Source organism: Flagellimonas onchidii, assembly GCF_004804315.1.
GTDB lineage: Bacteria > Bacteroidota > Bacteroidia > Flavobacteriales > Flavobacteriaceae > Flagellimonas > Flagellimonas onchidii.
The window spans coordinates 48,434-67,138 of sequence record NZ_SRXX01000009.1 but is presented as its reverse complement, the minus strand read 5'-3'; the positions used below and the strand labels follow the sequence as shown (position 1 = coordinate 67,138).

Below are 18,705 nucleotides of genomic sequence, written 5' to 3'. Positions count from 1 at the left end.
ATTATGCCTTTAAGTTCCGAATGCGCTCAACTAGGGGTGGATGGGAATAATGCACAAAAACATAGGCCGGATGAGGGGTGAGATTGCTCAAACTGTTTTTGGACAACTTTTTTAAAGAGGTGATCAAAGGTTGCGGTGCAAAAGTCTCTTTAGCATAATCATCCGCTTGGAACTCAAACTTTCTGGACAGATAATTCATTGCAAGGCCAGTGATTTCCGAGATTGGGCTGTAAAGGAGCACAAATCCGATAAGTCCAGCATGAAAACTCGGTGTTGACACTCCAATGGCCAACGAAATTTCTGGTGTATTGATAAAAAGGGATAAAATATACAAAGTGAGCCCCATCAATCCCAATGACACTGCAAGGTTAAAAATGATATGTTTTCGTTTATAATGACCTACTTCATGTGCCAAAACTGCCACAATTTCATCTTCTTCCAAATCATTGATCAATGTATCGAACAGGGTAATACGCTTTTCCCTGCCAAAACCTGAAAAATAGGCATTGGCCTTTGTGGATCGTTTGGAACCATCAATAACAAATATGTTTTTAAGCTCGAAACCAACCTTGTGGGCATAATTTTCAATGGCATTCTTAAGGTTACCCTCGGTGAGCGGTGTTTGCTTGTTGAACAATGGGACAATCAATCTGCTATAAAACAAATTCATGAATAATATGAAAAAACCTGCCAATAGCCATGCATAAATCCAAAAGTTGGGCCCCGTCCATTTATAGAAAAGCATGAACAGTGTAAGTAAACCGCCACCTAATACAAGTCCAAGTAGGCTGCCTTTCAATTTGTCCAAAAAGAAGAGTTTTTTCGTGGTCTTGTTGAATCCATACTCTTGTTCAATAACAAAGGTCTGATAGTAGGAAAAGGGTAACCCCAAAATTCCACTACCCAATAGAATAAATCCAAAAAAGAGTAATGCCATGGGAATAGCCTCTTCGGTTATGGAACGGGTAATGCCATCAATCCATTCAAAGCCTCCAAAAAACAAGAAACAAAGGGTCAAAATCAGTGAAAAACCATCGGAAAACAATCCAAATTTGTAGTTCGCTCGCTGATATTGCTGTGCTTTTTGATATTCGGCATGATCAAAAACATCGTTAAGTTCCTCCGGCACGCTGGACTTAAATCTACGGGCATTGAGAAATTCAAGAACTTGTTGGATAGTGTATTGAATCACCAATATTGCGATGATCACATAGAACAAAGTAGTTTTTTCCATAGCTTAAAATCCGCGTTGTCGCTTCGCTTCAAATATAAGTATTGCTGCTGATACCGAAACATTCATGGAATCGATTTCACCCTGCATGGGAATAATAATGTTTTGATTGGAATTTTGAAGCCACTCTTCGGATAAACCTGTAGCCTCGGTGCCCACAACTATTGCTGTTGAGGATGTAAAGTTGCATTCGACATAATTTTTGGAAGCGGTGAGCGCAGCACAATAGATCTGGATGTTATTCATCTTTAAAAATCCGATGATTTCTTCGGTCGTACCCACACCGATTTTGTTGGTGAAGACACAACCTACACTTGAACGGATTATATTGGGATTGTAAACATCCGATTTTGGATTTGCAATTAAAACAGCATCTACAGCGGCTGCATCAGCAGTTCGAAGCAATGCCCCAATGTTCCCAGGTTTTTCTGGAGCTTCAGCAACCAAAATTAGGGGTTTTGGGGTATTTATGCTTAGATTTTCCAAGGTATGCTGCTTACTTTTCATCATGGCCATAACGCCCTCGGTAGTTTCTCGGTAAGCTATTTTTTCATAAACCGATTTGGATAGCTGGATTAGTTCGATGCTTGGATTTTTAGAAATAGGATTTCTGGAGAAATCTGTTGCGATTTCAGGGCAGTATAGCAAAGTTTCAACGGTATAACCTCCTTTTTGGGCCAGTTCAATTTCGCGTTGTCCTTCTACAACAAAAAGGCCCGTTTTTTTTCGTTCCCGGGATTTCTCCTTAAGGAGAACAATCTTTTTTATTATAGGATTTTGGGTGCTGCTGATGAATTTGGATTCCTTCACAAATCAAAAATACATAATCTTGTAATCTTGAAGGGGTAACTACGACAAAGTCGCAAACAACTACCATAATGAGAAAAATAACTCTTGTTCTACTTGTGCTTTTTGCCACTGCATGCAAGCAAAATGCCAAGCGAGAAGAAACAAAAACTGTAATCGACGCAAAGATTGCAGAAACACCAAAAAAATACCCAAAAGCTTTGCAAAATGTTTTTGATGCGCATGGCGGTATCAATAATTGGAAAGAGCAACGAACCTTATCTTACGAATTACCAAAACCCGATGCAAAAGAGACCCAAACTATTGATTTATGGTCAAGGAAGGACCGTGTGGATACCGATAATCTTTCAATAGGTTTTGATGGAAACAAAGTTTGGCTCTTAGATGCTGATGGGAGCTATGAAGGTGATGCCGTTTTTTATCACAACTTAATGTTCTATTTCTATGCAATGCCGTTTGTATTGGCAGATGACGGGATTCATTACGGAGAAACAGAGGATTTGGTGTATGAAGGAAAAAGCTATCCTGGAATAAGTATTTCGTATGAATCTGGTGTTGGAACGTCTCCTAAGGATGAATATTTTATTCACTTTGACCCAGAAACCAACCAAATGGCTTGGTTGGGGTATACGGTTACCTATAGAACAGGAGAGTCTTCAGATAATGTGAAATGGATTCGTTATGATGATTGGCAAAATATTGATGGTTTGACCCTTCCAAAATCCATTACATGGTACAATTATGAGGGTTCCAAGATTTTGGATGCCCGAAGCAAGGTGCCTTTTGAGAACATTTCATTGAGCAAAATGCCCAAATCTGATGGCTTTTACGCCAAGCCGGAATCGGCAGTATGGGTTGAGCCAAAAAAGAATTAATCCGGGAACTAACTCAAAACCCGTTTCGGTCGTGGTAGCTTATTAATAAGCCCACGACCGAATTATAACTTTTTATCCCCTCTTCTTGATTGTTCACTTTTAAAAAGGTGTTGAACATTGATTTAAAAACCGGTTCCAACGGGTTTTCATAGCGTTCCCAAAATGCTGTAAGCTCTTTAAAATTTTCTTTAACTCCAGGGTTGAGCCCAGTGATGATTTCGTCGAACTTTTCCTTGTCCTTCCTTGATAAATCAGATAAGCAATATCCTAAGGCATGATTATAGGCTGCATATTTAAAGTAGGGGTCTTGGTTTTTTGAAGTGACCAAAAAGCCGATTAGGTTTGTTGCATCTTCGGCTGAATATCCCAGTTGGTGCCCTACCTCATGTCCGCTAACGGTAGGAAGCCTAAACAAAGGAGTTATTCCGTTTACTTGTGCCTCGTTTGAAAAAGGATTTAAATAGCCTCCATAGCCCATATATGTTAGAGGAAGGCTGAATAGAGAAGCTTTTAGGCTGGGTTTTTTATATTCGAAAAAGGGGTAGGTTTTTTTTAATTCGTTGTAACCCTCTTCTGTTTTTTGGAATATGTTACTTCGGGAATATGGAATTTGCACAGGGTTTATGGTATCTCCCGTGATTTGGGATTGAAAATGATTTGTTTTTTCAATCAAGTACAAAGAGAAGTCTATTAGTTCTTGTTTGGTGTATTCCTTTTCGATATCTAGTTTTTCGGTGATGGGCAATCTGTAATAATTCATTCCCCAAAGTAGATGGAAGGTGAAGTAAACAATCGAAAGCACAACTAAGATATCCTTGCCAAAAAGTAATGGTTTGCTTTTAATTGATTTCCAATTTTTAAAGATGTATTTTCCTGCCAACCAAAATGCTGCGAGGTACAATATGTCACCAACAGAAAAGGGAATCCATCCGAAAAGCGTCCTTAAAAATTGAGAGATAATGGGATAGATGCCATTGCTGTAATATTGTTCTACAAATTCCGGATAACTACCAATCCATTTTACCAGAATAACTTGTACTGGCAAGGCAAGTGCAAGAGCTGTTTTGGTTTTTTGTTTGTTCAAAATCGCAAGTATGGATTATTGACTTCTAATCTAGCCCTTAATTCCTAAGATTCCTTCAATCTTAACAAAGCTTTGTGTAAAAGAAAAGGCAGCACTTTAGTGCTGCCTTTTTATGGTGTATAGAAAATTCTATTGTTGAATTCCCACAATTTCCAAATCAAAAATAAGGTCTGAATTAGGAGGAATTGGACCGCCACCTTGAGGGCCCAATCCTAAATGAGCCGGCAGAAAAGCCCTGATTTTATCTCCTACCTTCATGGTAAGAAGAGCTTCCCTAAAGCCTGGGAACAATGGAGCTTCTGGACTAAAATCCATTGGTGACGGGGTAAGTTGGCCACGGTGCATTTGATTGATTCGTTCGAAGTTTTTGAATTTTTCAGCTACTCGAGCCTCTGACGTATCGAACAAATCTCCATTAGGTAACCACCCAGCATAATTTACCAAAACTTTTTGACCAACTTTAGGTGCTTCGCCTTCTCCTTTTTTCAGGGAATAAATGCGAAGTCCAGATGTAGTTTCTTGAGCCTCTTCTTTTTGTTTTGCCAACTCGGCGACAAAATCATCTTTCATTTTTTTGAAGGCAGCTTCGGCTACTTTTTCTTCCTCAAAATAATCGGTCATGATTTGGGGAGCATCAAATTTTTTGGCCTCTTTACCATTTCTAATGATTTCTACCTTGTTCATTACCACATCTACTTCGGGTTTGTCGCCTGGCACTGTTTTTACATTGGCAATGGTATCAACCACGTCCAGACCACTGACCACCTCACCAAAAACAGTATGTCTGCCATCTAACCAGGGAGTTTCCTTATGGGTAATGAAAAACTGACTTCCGTTGGTTTTTGGGCCCGAGTTGGCCATGGACAAGATTCCTTTTTTTGAATGACTTAAGGAGTCACGGAACTCATCCTTAAACTTATAACCGGGATTTCCCCTGCCTGTTCCGGTTGGGTCACCTCCCTGAATCATGAAATCTTTGATGATTCTGTGGAAAATGATACCATCGTAATACTTTTTTCCTTTAAGGCTGTCTGCCACAAATGGATTGTTGCCTTCGGCCAGTGATACAAAATTTGCAACGGTTACCGGAGTTTTTTCGTGCTCCAGTTTAACAATGATATCGCCTTGAGAGGTCTGGATATCGGCAAAGATTCCATCTCCTAGCTCCGCATATTTGCTCGATTTACAGCCAAAAAAGACTATCGAGAATAGTGTGATTAAAACAAGTGATTGTTTCATAATGTTCATGGTTTAAGATTTAAGCTATCTTGATTTATAATGATAGTGTGTAATTCAATTGTTGATTTTACTGGAGTTCTTGGACCAATTTTACTTCCATCCCCGTGGTAACCATAAGCTTGCAAAGATGGGAACAAAAAAGTAGCCCGCTCATTGATTTTGAGCAACTTTACGGCGTTTTGAAGCCCAGGAAACAATTGTTCTTTGTCCACAACGTAAGAAGTAGGGCCATTTTCCTTCATTGTGTAAAGAGTATCATTGGTAAAGGAAACAAGATTATATGAAAACAAAATTTGATCATCAGTTTTTGGATGGTAAGCTGATGCCTCGTTCTTTTTTTCAAAATAATACCAGAATCCACTTGGACTTGCTATATATGTATTTACGGTGTCCGTTTCAATGATTTCTTTGATCAATTCTTCTTCCTTTTCCAATAAAGCTTTGTTCCGTTCTACGGATTCCTTGAAAAAGCTTCCGGATTTCACCTTGACAGGCCTCCTGGGTTCTGGTCCACCACATCCGACCAAAACAATCAATAGAATTATGGTCAGTACGTTTCTCATGAATTCAACTGAGTTTTATAGGTTTCAAGGATTGTTTTAAACCGCTCAACAGTGTCGGTTATGCTATCCATGCTTCGCCCCCCCGCAGCATTGTCATGTCCCCCACCATTAAAATGTTCTCTGGCAAATTCATTGACCGAGAAACTTCCCACGGATCGGAATGAAATCTTGATAATCCCTTCTTCCTTGTTCTCAATAAAGATAACGGCGAAAACAATTCCTTCCAGAGTTAAACCATAATTGACAAAGCCTTCGGTATCTCCTTTTTTAAAATTGTGTTGATCTAGTTCGGTCTGGGTAAGCGTTATGAATGCCGTTTTATATTTGGACATAATGACCATATTGCTCAATGCAACACCTAGCAAATGTAAGCGGGAAGGTGAATTTGTATCGAACACTTGTCTGTGAATCTCCATATTGTTGGCTCCTCGGTCTATAAGGTCTGCCACTACCCTATGCGTTCTGCTGGAGGTGGAACGGTATTTGAACGAGCCGGTATCGGTCATAATTCCAGTATATAGGTTGGTTGCAATACCGGAGTCTATACTGTCCAATTCGCCCAAGGCCTCAATAAAATTGTACACCATTTCACAGGTGGAGCTCATACTCACGTCAGAATAGGTCACTTTGGCATAGTCACTCGGTTGTTGATGGTGATCGATCATGATGAAATCCGCCTGTTTTTCCATCAATATATTTTCCAACTGACCGGTTCTTGAAAAGTTATTAAAATCCAAAGTGAATATTACCGTAGCGTCTTGAAGAAGCTTCTTGGCTTGGGAGTTTTCCTTTTCAAAATTCAAGACTTCTTGCGAATAAGGCATCCATTTTAGAAATTTTGGATAATCATTTGGGGTGATTACTGATGCTTTTTGGTTTTTGGACCTGAGAAAGGCGCATAGCCCCAAACACGAGCCCATGGCATCGCCGTCAGGATTTTTATGGGGTATGATAACGATTTTTTGGGGTTTGGAAAGAATTGACTTTACCGTCGCAATGTCCTCTAAATTCATGCCGGCAAAGATACAATAATATAATGTAGAGGTAATCCGCGATAACCTATTTTTGTGTCTGATAAATTTGAAGCAATGTGCTATCGTACTCTTATAGGTTTTTTTGTCGTTTTTTTTGTTGGATGCAAGGCTTATCAAGACAATATTGTAAAACCTACCATTGCCGATGATTCCGATGAGTTTTTTGTAGTTGCATTTGGATCTTGTAACAAGCATGATAAGGTTAATCCTTTTTGGGACGATATTTTGGCACAAAACCCCGACGTTTGGATTTGGGGTGGGGACAACATTTATGCGGATACGGATAATATGGGAAAAATGAAATCCATGTACGCTAAACAAAATAGGGTGGCTGGATATAAAGCTTTAAAATCTCAAGTTCCTGTTATTGGTACTTGGGATGATCATGATTACGGACTTAATGACGGAGGAGAAGAGTTTTCCATGAAAAAGGAAAGTCAGCAGTTGTTTTTAGATTTTATGGGGGTGCCAAAAGGAAGCGATAGAAGAAAAAGGGACGGTGTATACGCATCCCACTTGTTTGAAACCAATTTTGGGAAGATGAACATTTTAGTTTTGGATACACGTTATTTTCGCAGTGCATTAAAAAAGGATGAAGACCCGAACCGTCGTTACAAACCAAATACCGAAGCTGAATCTACTATTCTTGGTGCTGAACAATGGCGTTGGTTAAAAAAAGAATTGGAAACCTCAGATGCGGATTTTAACCTCATTGTAACAAGTATACAGTTACTATCACATGAGCATGGTTTTGAGAGCTGGGGAAACTTTCCAATGGAAATGGAAAAAATGAAAGACCTAATTGTTGACTCTGGAGCAAAAGGTGTTATGGTTTTGTCAGGTGATCGACATATTTCTGAATTCTCAAGAATTGCTTTGAAAGGTATGGATTATCCTCTTGTAGATTTCACAAGTAGTGGACTGACCCATTCGTATGCTGAGTTTAAATCAGAGCCAAATAAGAATCGAATAGGGGAGGTCGTTTCAACGAAGAGCTTTGGACTTATTAGATTGAATTTAAAGGAAAAGAAGGTCCGGTTTACCATTATGGGTGAAAACGGAAAGATTTATCGAGAATTAACGCAGAGGTATTGAATCTTATCTTGTTCGTTGCTCGAAAAAGTGTAAGTTTGCGCAAAATTTTAAAAAAATGACTGGAAATAGAACATTCACCATGATTAAGCCCGATGCCGTTGAGAACGGACATATTGGTGCGATTTTGGAGAAGATTACAGCGGCTGGCTTCAAAATTGTGGCTATGAAATACACCCAATTGAGCAAGAGGGATGCGCAGGAATTCTACGCTATTCATAAAGAACGTCCTTTCTTTGGAGAGTTGGTTGAGTTTATGACCCGTGGCCCAATTGTGGCAGCTATTTTGGAAAAGGATAATGCTGTAGATGATTTTCGAGCTTTGATTGGTGCGACCAATCCAGCTGAAGCTGCTGAAGGTACCATCAGAAAACTATTTGCTACCAGTATTGGAGAGAATGCTGTTCACGGATCGGACAGTGATGAAAATGCCGCGATAGAAGGTGCTTTTCATTTTTCTGGAAGGGAAGTATTCTAGTAAAAATAAAAAGAGATAAAATTGTAAAAGCCGCCCTAAAAGGGCGGCTTTTTTTGTGTTCATTGAACCCGATACTTTGGTGCTTCGTTAACTTTGCATAATGATTAACGTGATTTCTTCAAAATCAAAGAACTTGCCTTTGAAAGACCGAAAAAGGTTGTATCAAATATTGATTACTGCCTATGCCGAAACGGAAAAGGAAATGTGGGGCGAAAATTATGTCAGGATTTCGTTTGAAGATTATAATAAATTAATCGAGAACGATGAGATACTGGTAGCATATTCCAATGGATTGGTAGTGGGTGGAATACGTCATTATGTAAAAGCTTCAGGTATTTATGGGTTTGGACTACTATGTGCCGATTTTGGCAAAACTGGAATGGGAATAGGTCGAACACTAATAGGGGCTGTAGAGAAAATAGCCCTTGAAAGGAATATGAAAGCTATAAAAATTGAGATACTGCGGCCCAAAGACAGGGAAGTGGAGTTCAAGACCAGAATCAGTGGATGGTACCAACGAATGGGATACAAATACACCTATTCACAAGATTTTAATGAAGTGGAACCTACAAAAGCCCTTGACCTGGTAACGACTAGTTGTTTTGATTACTATGTAAAGTTGTTATAGTTTTGATAGCTAATCATGAGAAAGTAAATCCATTTAAGTTGAAAAAAGTAGGTACTCCCCTTGATTCTTTTTTGGTGTAACAGTCCCAACCTGCTTAAGGTTGATCTTCTCCAACAGATTCCGGGATTTGATATTTTCCATTGTTGTGATACCTAGGATTGAGTCTAATTTTAGATGATACTTGCCATAATCCAATAAAGCAATACAGGCTTCATAGGTGAACCCCTTACCCTCAAATTGAGGTAAAATTGCAAAACCAATATCTGGATGATCCAAATAATCCCTTTTGACAAAACCACAAATACCGATGGGATGAAGAGATTCTTTCAGACACATTTTATAAAGTCCATATCCGTTTTGTTTATACGAGGCTATTAGACTGGATTTAATGTAAGCATTGGCCTGTTTCTCGGTTTTAACATCCCTGTCTCCAATGAATTCCAACCAGTTTGGGCTATTCAACAGCTCAAGGATAAATTTGGAATCTGTTACCTCAGCTTCGCAAATTTGCAATCTTGGTGTTTTGGTAATTGCTTTCATCCCTATATCCAATAATAGAGGTTAACGAAGGACGATTTTTTTTATCAACTCCCTACCCAGTTCCTCATTGAGCATTGCTACAATCTTACTTTTTCCCATACTTAATTCTTCACGAAGCACGGAAGAAGATAAGGACACGTATAAGGTTTCGTTTTTTAGTTCGACGCCATTGGTATAGTTGTTTACTCCGTTACCCATAAGTTTAGCCCATGCATCTTTGGCATTGACCTTGTCCATGCCTTTTTGTAGCTTATTTTCCTTAATAAACTCGTTTAACGCTTCACTTAAGGGAATATGTGAATTGTTTCTTTTTGCCATTATTTGGGGATTTGGATGGGCTGGAACCGTTTGTATGAATATAAAATACCTTCTTCATTTCGAACTGCAAAGGATGTTGAGTCCAATTGAATCAACTTTTCATCCCATTGGTCCAAACTGTTTTTATAAGTAAGGGTGAAAACATCGTTGGTTTTAATCATTGTAAAAGACTCTACATTGTTGGAAGTCGAATAGGTGCCATTAAATTTAGGCTGCATTTTTTTTCGAAAACCCGAATCACCATCTAAATGAATGAAGTCAATGGTAGAACTTATTTTATAATCTTTTTTGGACCCGTCAGGAAAGGTTACTTCGGAAATTTCCCAATACCCATTTAAATAATGAAGGTTTTCCTTGGGAATCAAACTTTCTTTGCAGGAGAAAAGCAATATAAACGTTCCAAAAAGTAGAATCCTGTTCATACTACAAGTTAAATATTTTATAGCTCTGCTGAATATTTTTAACAACGTTTTCTGTGCGTTCAGGATGCGTATCGCTGATGAAAATCTGTCCAAAATTTTCATTGTCCACCAACCCTACAATTTGTGAGACCCTATTTTCGTCCAATTTGTCGAAAATATCATCCAGTAACAAAATTGGGGTGGTTTTGGCTTGTGCTTTCATGAAATGAAATTGAGCTAATTTCAATGCTATTAAAAAAGATTTTTGCTGTCCCTGACTGCCAAATTTTTTAATGGGATGCCCAGCAATGGTAAAGTCTAGGTCATCCTTGTGGATGCCAACACTGGTATATTGTAGGGCTCTATCTTTGTCAAGGTTGGTATCTAAAAGTTCAATCAGTCTCTTTTCAGAAAGTTGACTTTTGTAGGATAGCATTATTTGTTCATCTTTTTCTGAAATATGTGCGTATTGTTCCTGAAATATTGGAATGAAAGATGAAATAAAATCAACTCTTTTTTTGTGGATTTCGGTCCCTAACTGGTCAAGTTGCTCATTGTATACGTCTAAGGTATCCTTATCGAAGGTGTTGTTGGCGACAAAATACTTTAGCAAAGAATTCCGTTGAACCAAAACTTTGTTGTATTTGATCAAGGTTTGAAGATAGGCTTTGTCCGACTGGGAAATTACACCATCCACAAATTTTCTACGTGTATCACTTCCTTCAATAATCAAATCGCGGTCAGAGGGAGAGATGATTACCAAAGGTAAAAAGCCAATATGTTCCGAGAACTTCTCATAGGCTTTACCATTTCTTTTAATTACTTTCTTTAAACCTTTTTTAAAGCTGCAAATAATCTTTTCTGTTCTGCCTTCTTTCTCAAATTCACCCTCTATTACAAAAAAATCGGTATTGTGCTTTATGTTTTGAGTGGAAACAGGATTAAAATAACTTTTACCAAAAGAAAGGTGGTAAATGGCATCCAAAATATTGGTTTTTCCTACTCCATTATCACCCACCAAACAATTGATTATGGGGTCGAATTCCAAGATTTTGGAATCGAAATTTTTATAATTAACTAAGGATAAGTGCTTTAAAAACATAAAAAATAAAAGAAACACAATGTTTCGATTGGTCTTGGAACCAATTAAAGAATCCAAAAATAACGAATAAATTAGCTTTCGGTTTTGGATAAAAACTTTATTTTTGCCCGATTAATAAAATCAAGGATGGCAACATACAAGAAGCGAGGCTTTAAGCCAAAAAATAAGGTTGAGGAAGTACAATTCGATGAGCAGGACAGTACAACCGCTGAGGTATTCAATACCTTGGATGAAAGTGCTTCCAAGACCGAGGCCTGGGTCCAAAAAAACCAAAACTATATTTTAGGGGTTATCGGTGCCATTGCTTTGGGTGTTTTGGGATATTTGGGATACAATGAGTTCATTCAGAAGCCTAAAGAAGCATCCGCCGCCAATGAACTGTATTACCCACAACAATATTTTGACCAAGCACTGACCAATGAAACCGCTAAGGATTCCCTGTTTACTTTAGCTCTTAATGGAGCTGAAGGAAAATATGGTTTTTTGGATATCATTGAGGAGTACAAAGGGACCAAAGCAGCAAATTTAGCCGAATATTCTGCAGGAATGACCTATTTGAACCTTCAAGAATATGACAATGCCATTGAGCATTTGGAAAAGTTTTCTTCCGATGACGCTGTATTGGGTGCTATGGCCAAAGGGGGAATAGGTGATGCTTTTTCCCAGTTGAACCAGCCCGAAGACGCATTGGATTATTACGAGAAAGCAGCTGCGCACAGTGCAAACGACTTCACTACTCCACGGTTTTTATATAAAGCCGGTGTTATAGCTCTCGATTTAGGGCAAAAAGACAAGGCTTTGAGTTTGTTTGAAAGAATTAAGAATGAATTTTCTGCTTCGCAAGAAGCAAATGGTGTCGATGCACTTATTGGGTTGACGAAAAATTAATACATGGCCACCGAGAATAAAAACTTATCGGCCTATGATAAGACCAAAATCCCAAATGCGAAATCTCTTCGGTTTGGGATTGTTGTTTCTGAATGGAATGAAACCGTCACAGAAGGGTTGTACAAAGGAGCTTTGGAAGCCTTATTGGATTGCGGTGCACTTTTGGAAAATATCGTCCGTTGGAATGTTCCGGGAAGTTTCGAATTGACTTTTGGTTGTAAAAAAATGATTTCTACACAAAATGTTGATGTGGTAATTGCCATAGGTAGCGTAATTCGAGGTGAAACCAGTCACTTCGATTTTGTATGTTCGGCGGCCGCGCAGGGAATCAAGGATCTGAATGTTCAATATGATGTTCCTGTGATTTTTAGTGTTCTTACGGATGACACCATGCAACAGGCCTTGGATAGAAGTGGTGGTAAGCATGGCAATAAAGGAACCGAAGCCGCTATAGCAGCCATAAAGATGGCAATGCTGGGAAAATAATCAGAATCTTAAGCTCCACTTCAAAATAGTTTCTGGTTTTACCTTGGGTTTATACTTGGAATTTACTCTTGAGCTTAAGTACTGGATTTGAACTTTAGCTTTAGATGCAGCGCTTGAACTTAAATTTTAGCTTTCCACTTGAACCTCAAACGCTGTTAACATTTTTTGGCAGTATGCATTAATTTGGCTTTTCGATTTTAATTACCTTTGAGGTTACTCGAAAAGGATGCCATGCGAAATTTTCTAAAGCTTAGAAAAAATAGGACGTTTGATTATTCTCCGCGATATTATAAAGGTGAAGGCAATCCGTATAAAATAGAACACAAACTAGATAAATTCCGAAGTACGGCACATACGCAACGAGGTATAAAAAACAAGGTTTCTTCTGCAATGGATGACCTGAAAACTGAAGGGGACAAGAATTTAAAACTTCGATTTCTTGTCATCGTTGCTGTTTTGATATTGCTTTTCCTTTATATCATCGACTTCGATTTATCGATATTCTTGAATCCCTAATGGCAGACATCATTAAACTTTTGCCAGACCATGTTGCCAACCAAATTGCAGCAGGGGAAGTGGTTCAGCGGCCCGCTTCGGTAGTCAAAGAATTATTGGAAAATGCCATCGACGCTGGGGCTACTCTAATTAAGTTGATTGTTAAAGATGGCGGAAAAACCCTGATTCAAGTGGTGGATAATGGTAAAGGGATGAGCGAGACAGATGCACGCCTTTCCTTTGAACGTCACGCTACTTCCAAAATTTCATGTGCTGAGGATTTGTTTAATTTGGATACCAAAGGTTTTCGTGGGGAGGCATTGGCATCGATAGCAGCGATAGCACATGTGGACATGCATACCCGTACCGAAAGTTCTGAAGTAGGCACCCATATTAAAATTGAAGGCAGCAAGATTGTATCCCAAGACGTAGCGGCTACTCCAAAGGGAACTTCAATTTCTGTCAAAAACCTGTTCTTTAATATTCCGGCGAGACGTAATTTCTTAAAATCAAATCAAGTTGAATTAAGGCATATTTCAGATGAATTTCATCGCGTGGCTTTGGTTCACCCCTCTATTGAGTTCCATTTTTACAATAATGGTTCGGAGCTTTTCAATCTTCCCAAAGCAGGACACCGTCAGCGGATATGCCATGTGTTCGGAAGTAAAATGAACAATCGTCTGGTTCCTGTGAATGAGGAAACGGAAGTGGTTAAGGTTTCTGGTTTTGTCTGTAAGCCTGAATTCGCCAAAAAAAGTAGGGGAGAGCAGTTTTTTTTCGCAAATAATAGATTTATAAAAAGCCCCTATTTGCACCATGCGGTTTCGGCAGCTTTTGAAGGTCTCATAAAACAAGATGTATATCCAGGATACTTTTTGTATTTGGAAGTAGATCCATCGTCTATTGACATCAACATCCACCCAACAAAAACTGAGGTGAAGTTTGATGACGAAAATACACTTTACGCCATTCTTCGTTCGACGATTAAACATAGTTTGGGACAGTTTAATGTAGCCCCAATATTGGATTTTGAGCATGATCCTAATTTAGATACGCCATACGCATACAAGGAAAAAGAAGCTTCAATTCCCAAAGTAACCGTTGATGCATCTTTTAACCCTTTTCAGGAGGTAGAAGCAAAACCATCTGGCCGTCCGGCTTACCAAAAACCAAATGTTAAGGGCTGGGAGAACCTTTACGAAGGTTTGGAAACGCCCATTGACACAGAAAGTTTTAGTAGTTTAGAGATTGAGTCTGACACTTTGGTGCAAGGCAATTTTTATAAAGATGCTGAAGGTGAGATACATGCAGCTGCAACTTTTCAACTCAGAAGAAAATATATTGTTAGTACTGTTAAGTCTGGCTTACTGGTCATTAATCAAAATAGGGCTCACGAGCGCATTCTTTTTGAACGATTTTTAGGAGAGATAACAGTAAAGGAAGGAATAAGCCAGCAGCTATTGTTTCCAATGGAGTTGTCTTTTTCAAAGCAGGATAGGGACGTGTTGCAAGAAATAGGAGAAAGTCTCACCAACGTGGGTTTTGTATTCGAAGAATTGGACAAAGAAACGGTAAAAGTGACAGGAGTTCCATTAGTGGTAGCGGAAAGCGCAATTGGCACGGTATTGGATCGCTTAATATCAGATTATAAAGAAGGATTTGAAGGGAACATGATTTCGCAGGCTGAACTGTTGGCAAGAACGTTGTCAAAAAATTTGGCCATTAAAACAGGGGATGTCTTGGATACGGAATCACAATTGGCACTTCTAAACGATTTGTTTGCGTGCAAGGAGCCTACTTTGAGTCCGTTTCAAAAAATAACGTACACTATTGTCCCAGAAGGGGATATTGAAAAAAAAATGAATTAAATGGGTAGATTGACCGAGGCAGTGAAGCATATATTAATCATTAATGTGATTTTGTTTTTCGCCACGCAATTATATGGAGATCAAATGTACCAGTGGCTTTCACTTTGGTTTCCAAAAAACAACAATTTTCAATGGTGGCAAGTTGTCAGCCATATGTTCATGCATGGAAATTTGATGCACATAGCCTTTAATATGTATGCATTATGGGCATTTGGTACGCCTTTGGAACGTGTTTGGGGTAGAAACAAATTTTTGTTCTTTTATTTTTCTGCCGGATTGGGCTCTGCAATGCTTCATACAGGCGTTAATTATTACTTGTTCAACGAAGGATTGAGTGCGTTAGTGAATGCGGGAATGACTGAACAGCAGGTGTTGGATATTATTTCGAAAGGGCAATATAATCCTGATTGGTACAATGTTGCTGGTCAAAGTACAATTCAAAACTTTTTGAGCGCCTATAATACGCCTGTTGTGGGTGCATCTGGAGCTATTTACGGAATTTTGGTAGCTTTTGCTTTTATGTATTCAGAAGCTCGATTAATGCTGATATTTTTACCAGTTCCAATCAAAGCCAAATATTTTGTCCCCCTGCTTTTGGCCGCAGATTTGTTCTTTGGAATAAGCAATGTAAATACTGGAATTGCCCATTTTGCGCATATTGGTGGAGCACTGATAGGTTTCATCATGATGTGGTATTGGAAAAAGAACCAGTTCAACCAAAACCGATGGGATTAGCATATGGCAGGAGGTCTTCAATATCAGTTTTCACGGCTTAATATTGCAGAAAAGCTTATTGCAATAAACGTATTGGTCTTTATTCTTGATGGTCTTTCCTTGGCATTACTGGGGGGAGCCGTTGTTGATTGGTTCCAATTGCCACGGGATTTTGTTGAGTTTTTGGGTCAACCATGGTCTTTGGTGACATATTCTTTTTTTCATGCAAGCATAGGTCACATTTTTTGGAACATGATTATGCTATACTTTGCGGGTCGTATTTTTCTTAATCTGTTTGATGCACAAAGGTTTTTGAATGTTTACTTTTTGGGGGTAATCGTTGGCGGTGCCATATTCTTATTAAGTTATTATGTCTTTCCCACCTTACTTGATACAAATACCGCATTGATTGGAGCGTCTGCTGGAGTGACTTCCATATTGATTTTTGTATGCGCTTATATTCCCAATCAAGAAGTTCGTGTTATTTTCTTTAATGTAAAACTCTGGTACATTGGAGCTTTTTTTGTTTTGGTCGATTTAATTAAAATTCCATACGGGGGAAATATTGGAGGTAGATTGGCTCATTTAGGTGGTGCTGCTTTGGGCTATGTCTATGCTCGACAATTATTGAATGGAAACGATATAGGTGCCGGATTTACAAAACTCCGAACCGCAATAGCCGAACTTTTTAAACCGAGAGAGAAAAAGGCTCCGATGAAAACCGTGTATAAAAAGAAATCTTCTACTGATAAGAGCAAATCGGATTATGACAAGGCTGCCAACCAGCGAAAAATAGACGCCATTTTGGACAAAATTAGTAAGTCTGGATACGAGAGCCTTTCCAAATCAGAGAAAGATTTTTTGTTTAAAGCAGGTAAGGAAGACTAGCACGTGAAAAAACTTGGACACTTGTGGAAAGTGATATTTTATGCGGTAAATATTTTTATTTCACTGCTACTTTTGGTGACTAGTCTTTTTTCTTATTCTACAGTTCAAATTATCCCAATATTTTCGTTTTTGAGCTTAGCTGTTCCCATTCTTTTTATCCTTAACTTTTTGTTCCTTGTTTACTGGCTTATAAAACGGAAAAAAAAGCTGGTTTGGTCACTTTTGGCCTTGCTTGTTGGATACTTAGCTTTCGGGTCTTTCTATAAAATTGGAGATAACGATATTGGGAGCAATGAAGATTCTTATCTCAAAATAATGACCTATAATGTCCATGAATTCAATAAATACGAGTGGATAAAGAAACCCAACGTTGGGGATAGTATTATTGGGTTTATAAAAAAGCAAAACCCTGATGTTATTTGCGTTCAGGAACATATTAGAAATAGATACGAACAACTGCCGGAATATCCCTACTGGAGTGAAACCTATCATTCAGCACCAAGGACTAAGCAAGCGATATTTTCCAAATATCCCATTGTTGAAAACGGTTCTCTGGATTTACCTAGAACTATAAACAATGTGATTTATGCCGATATCTTATACAAAGGCGATACAATTCGCATTTACAATCTTCATCTGCAATCGTTTAATATTGTTCCTTCCTCCGAAACGTTTTCTGAAGAACAAAGTGAGAAGAACTATCGAAGATTGGTGAAAACCTTTGCCAAACAACAGGAGCAAGCCAAAATATTTAGAGATCACAAAAATAAAAGCCTTTATAAGAGTATTGTTTGTGGGGATATGAACAATACACAATTTTCAAATGTTTACAGAACGGTAAAAGGCGATTTACAGGATACTTTTCTCGAAAAAGGTAAAGGATTTGGCAAGACGTATAACCTTTTAGGGTTTCCTCTTAGAATTGATTATATCTTGGCCGATCCTTCTTTCCAAGTCATTTCGCATCAAAATTTCAATAAAAAATTGTCCGATCATTATCCTGTGATGGCCACCTTAAGACTTAAATCAGATTAATAGACAATCTACAATATCTGCAATAATATGTATGATCAGTCCAAGTCCTAAAATTCTGGTAGACCTAAAGAAAGGCAAGGTACAGTAGATGATTATTGCCAGATAACTGTGCAAGGGATGAAAACCAATGCTGCACCGGTTCGCATCAAATATCGGAGTTGCCAAAAGATGGTCTAAATCTATTGACATTCCTGCCAGAAGAATCAGTAAGGTTTTAAGCTTTTTTTCCTTAAAAAAAATAAATGCAATAAGAACGGGAACTATAAAATGGATTCCGTAATGAATGATGAGCCTAAACATTTAAAAAGGTAAGCGGCTGGTTCTTTAAGTAACTTAGTGTATTTGGACCTTCATTGAACAATAAATCCAGGATGCTTAAATTGGGCACAAAGGAGTGACGTTCCTCGAAGACCTGTGAATATGTCTGGAATGGCACAATAGATTCTTTTTTAGCTTCTATCAAAAATCGGGCATCAAAATTAGATGAAACTTCTTTTTCGTAGGTACTGGTTTTTTCCATGGGAATCCGAATCCCCAAACAACCACCTATAATTTTTATGGTTTTTAAATTGAATTCAAAAAGTGAACTTTCCTGTTCTTCAAAAAGGAGTTTTAGATCATCTTCATAATACTCAAAGAAAGGAGAGGTCCTGTAGGCTGTCTCTAACGTACGCCAATGTAGTTTTCTCCATTTGTAACTGTCATCTATGGTGACATCAACATATTTTTGTCTTCCCTCATTTCCTCCAACATGTTTGATGGGAATGTTGAGCATATGTTTTCCCCTATCCGTACAGATATAGCACCTATTCCTATAAGTTTGCTTCTGGAAATTATCGTGTATTTCCCAGATTACATCCTTCTGTGCAAGGATAGAAAATGAGCCTATGCTTGGAAAATAGGAGGGATGTAGAACGGTCTTCAAACTAGAACACTTGA

23 protein-coding genes are annotated in these 18,705 nt (G+C 38.4%); 11 read left to right on the top strand and 12 right to left on the bottom strand.

Annotated features, from left to right (window positions below; translation table 11 throughout):
* Position 1: 1 nt before the first annotated feature.
* The gene (locus tag E4661_RS10845; protein ID WP_136467207.1) at positions 2-1,234 is read right to left on the bottom strand and encodes a M48 family metallopeptidase; all 1,233 of its coding nucleotides are present in this window, start codon (positions 1,232-1,234) and stop codon (positions 2-4) included.
* 3 nt (positions 1,235-1,237) lie between these two features.
* A complete protein-coding gene (locus E4661_RS10840) occupies positions 1,238-2,041 on the bottom strand; it encodes a TrmH family RNA methyltransferase (protein WP_136467204.1) in 804 nt (267 codons plus the stop codon).
* 68 nt (positions 2,042-2,109) lie between these two features.
* On the opposite strand from E4661_RS10840, the gene E4661_RS10835 reads away from it, so the two are divergent.
* On the top strand, positions 2,110-2,913 hold the full coding sequence (locus E4661_RS10835; RefSeq protein WP_136467202.1) for a DUF6503 family protein: 804 nt from the start codon (positions 2,110-2,112) through the stop codon (positions 2,911-2,913).
* A 13-nt stretch (positions 2,914-2,926) separates the two neighbouring features.
* On the opposite strand, the gene E4661_RS10830 is transcribed toward E4661_RS10835, so the two are convergent.
* From E4661_RS10830 to E4661_RS10815, 4 genes are all read right to left on the bottom strand, one after another.
* Entirely contained in the window at positions 2,927-3,997 is a 1,071-nt protein-coding gene (locus E4661_RS10830; protein ID WP_240751460.1) for a DUF3810 domain-containing protein, read from the bottom strand.
* Between the two features lie 129 nt (positions 3,998-4,126).
* Positions 4,127-5,236: a peptidylprolyl isomerase gene (locus E4661_RS10825; protein WP_136467200.1), complete on the bottom strand. Its 1,110-nt coding sequence runs from the start codon at positions 5,234-5,236 to the stop codon at positions 4,127-4,129.
* Positions 5,237-5,241: 5 nt separating this feature from the next.
* Positions 5,242-5,799 carry a gliding motility-associated peptidyl-prolyl isomerase GldI gene (gene gldI / locus E4661_RS10820; protein WP_136467198.1) on the bottom strand — a complete coding sequence of 186 codons (558 nt, stop codon included), beginning with the start codon at positions 5,797-5,799 and terminating at the stop codon, positions 5,242-5,244.
* Positions 5,796-6,812: a DHH family phosphoesterase gene (locus E4661_RS10815; protein ID WP_136467195.1), complete on the bottom strand. Its 1,017-nt coding sequence runs from the start codon at positions 6,810-6,812 to the stop codon at positions 5,796-5,798. The genes gldI and E4661_RS10815 overlap by 4 nt, the downstream gene beginning before the upstream one ends.
* 75 nt (positions 6,813-6,887) lie before the next feature.
* On the opposite strand from E4661_RS10815, the gene E4661_RS10810 reads away from it, so the two are divergent.
* The 3 genes from E4661_RS10810 to E4661_RS10800 all read left to right on the top strand — a co-directional run bounded on the left by E4661_RS10810 (position 6,888) and on the right by E4661_RS10800 (position 9,031).
* Entirely contained in the window at positions 6,888-7,928 is a 1,041-nt protein-coding gene (locus E4661_RS10810) for an alkaline phosphatase D family protein (RefSeq protein WP_136467193.1), read from the top strand.
* A 55-nt stretch (positions 7,929-7,983) separates the two neighbouring features.
* A complete protein-coding gene (locus E4661_RS10805; RefSeq protein ID WP_136467190.1) occupies positions 7,984-8,403 on the top strand; it encodes a nucleoside-diphosphate kinase in 420 nt (139 codons plus the stop codon).
* A 100-nt stretch (positions 8,404-8,503) separates the two neighbouring features.
* Positions 8,504-9,031 (top strand): GNAT family N-acetyltransferase, encoded by a 528-nt coding sequence (locus E4661_RS10800; RefSeq protein ID WP_136467188.1) that lies wholly within the window; start codon positions 8,504-8,506, stop codon positions 9,029-9,031.
* 33 nt (positions 9,032-9,064) lie between these two features.
* Here the strand turns inward: E4661_RS10800 and E4661_RS10795 are convergent, their stop codons facing one another.
* The 4 genes from E4661_RS10795 to recF are packed head-to-tail and all read right to left on the bottom strand — an operon-like array spanning position 9,065 to position 11,392.
* Positions 9,065-9,571 carry a GNAT family N-acetyltransferase gene (locus E4661_RS10795; RefSeq protein ID WP_136467186.1) on the bottom strand — a complete coding sequence of 169 codons (507 nt, stop codon included), beginning with the start codon at positions 9,569-9,571 and terminating at the stop codon, positions 9,065-9,067.
* A gap of 21 nt (positions 9,572-9,592) precedes the next feature.
* Positions 9,593-9,889: a DciA family protein gene (locus E4661_RS10790; protein ID WP_136467184.1), complete on the bottom strand. Its 297-nt coding sequence runs from the start codon at positions 9,887-9,889 to the stop codon at positions 9,593-9,595.
* Entirely contained in the window at positions 9,889-10,311 is a 423-nt protein-coding gene (locus E4661_RS10785; protein WP_136467182.1) for a lipocalin-like domain-containing protein, read from the bottom strand. Before E4661_RS10785 ends, E4661_RS10790 begins: the two co-directional genes overlap by 1 nt.
* A gap of 1 nt (position 10,312) precedes the next feature.
* Positions 10,313-11,392 (bottom strand): DNA replication/repair protein RecF, encoded by a 1,080-nt coding sequence (recF, locus tag E4661_RS10780; RefSeq protein WP_136467436.1) that lies wholly within the window; start codon positions 11,390-11,392, stop codon positions 10,313-10,315.
* A 126-nt stretch (positions 11,393-11,518) separates the two neighbouring features.
* On the opposite strand from recF, the gene E4661_RS10775 reads away from it, so the two are divergent.
* The 7 genes from E4661_RS10775 (at position 11,519) to E4661_RS10745 (ending at position 17,766) form a co-directional block, all read left to right on the top strand.
* On the top strand, positions 11,519-12,280 hold the full coding sequence (locus tag E4661_RS10775) for a tetratricopeptide repeat protein (RefSeq protein ID WP_136467180.1): 762 nt from the start codon (positions 11,519-11,521) through the stop codon (positions 12,278-12,280).
* A gap of 3 nt (positions 12,281-12,283) precedes the next feature.
* A complete protein-coding gene (gene ribH, locus E4661_RS10770) occupies positions 12,284-12,766 on the top strand; it encodes a 6,7-dimethyl-8-ribityllumazine synthase (protein ID WP_136467178.1) in 483 nt (160 codons plus the stop codon).
* Between the two features lie 231 nt (positions 12,767-12,997).
* A complete protein-coding gene (locus tag E4661_RS10765; protein ID WP_136467176.1) occupies positions 12,998-13,282 on the top strand; it encodes a riboflavin synthase subunit beta in 285 nt (94 codons plus the stop codon).
* Complete coding sequence (gene mutL / locus E4661_RS10760) at positions 13,282-15,129, top strand: DNA mismatch repair endonuclease MutL (protein ID WP_136467174.1); 1,848 nt, start codon at positions 13,282-13,284, stop codon at positions 15,127-15,129. Before E4661_RS10765 ends, mutL begins: the two co-directional genes overlap by 1 nt.
* On the top strand, positions 15,130-15,864 hold the full coding sequence (locus E4661_RS10755) for a rhomboid family intramembrane serine protease (RefSeq protein ID WP_136467172.1): 735 nt from the start codon (positions 15,130-15,132) through the stop codon (positions 15,862-15,864).
* Between the two features lie 3 nt (positions 15,865-15,867).
* A complete protein-coding gene (locus E4661_RS10750; RefSeq protein WP_136467171.1) occupies positions 15,868-16,731 on the top strand; it encodes a rhomboid family intramembrane serine protease in 864 nt (287 codons plus the stop codon).
* A 129-nt stretch (positions 16,732-16,860) separates the two neighbouring features.
* The gene (locus tag E4661_RS10745; RefSeq protein ID WP_136467169.1) at positions 16,861-17,766 is read left to right on the top strand and encodes an endonuclease/exonuclease/phosphatase family protein; all 906 of its coding nucleotides are present in this window, start codon (positions 16,861-16,863) and stop codon (positions 17,764-17,766) included.
* Here E4661_RS10745 and E4661_RS10740 read toward each other — a convergent pair.
* Positions 17,758-18,066, bottom strand: a complete 309-nt coding sequence (locus tag E4661_RS10740; RefSeq protein WP_136467167.1) for a DUF6122 family protein — start codon at positions 18,064-18,066, stop codon at positions 17,758-17,760. The genes E4661_RS10745 and E4661_RS10740 overlap by 9 nt on opposite strands.
* On the bottom strand, positions 18,059-18,691 hold the full coding sequence (locus E4661_RS10735) for a WbqC family protein (protein ID WP_136467165.1): 633 nt from the start codon (positions 18,689-18,691) through the stop codon (positions 18,059-18,061). Before E4661_RS10735 ends, E4661_RS10740 begins: the two co-directional genes overlap by 8 nt.
* Positions 18,692-18,705: the final 14 nt, after the last annotated feature.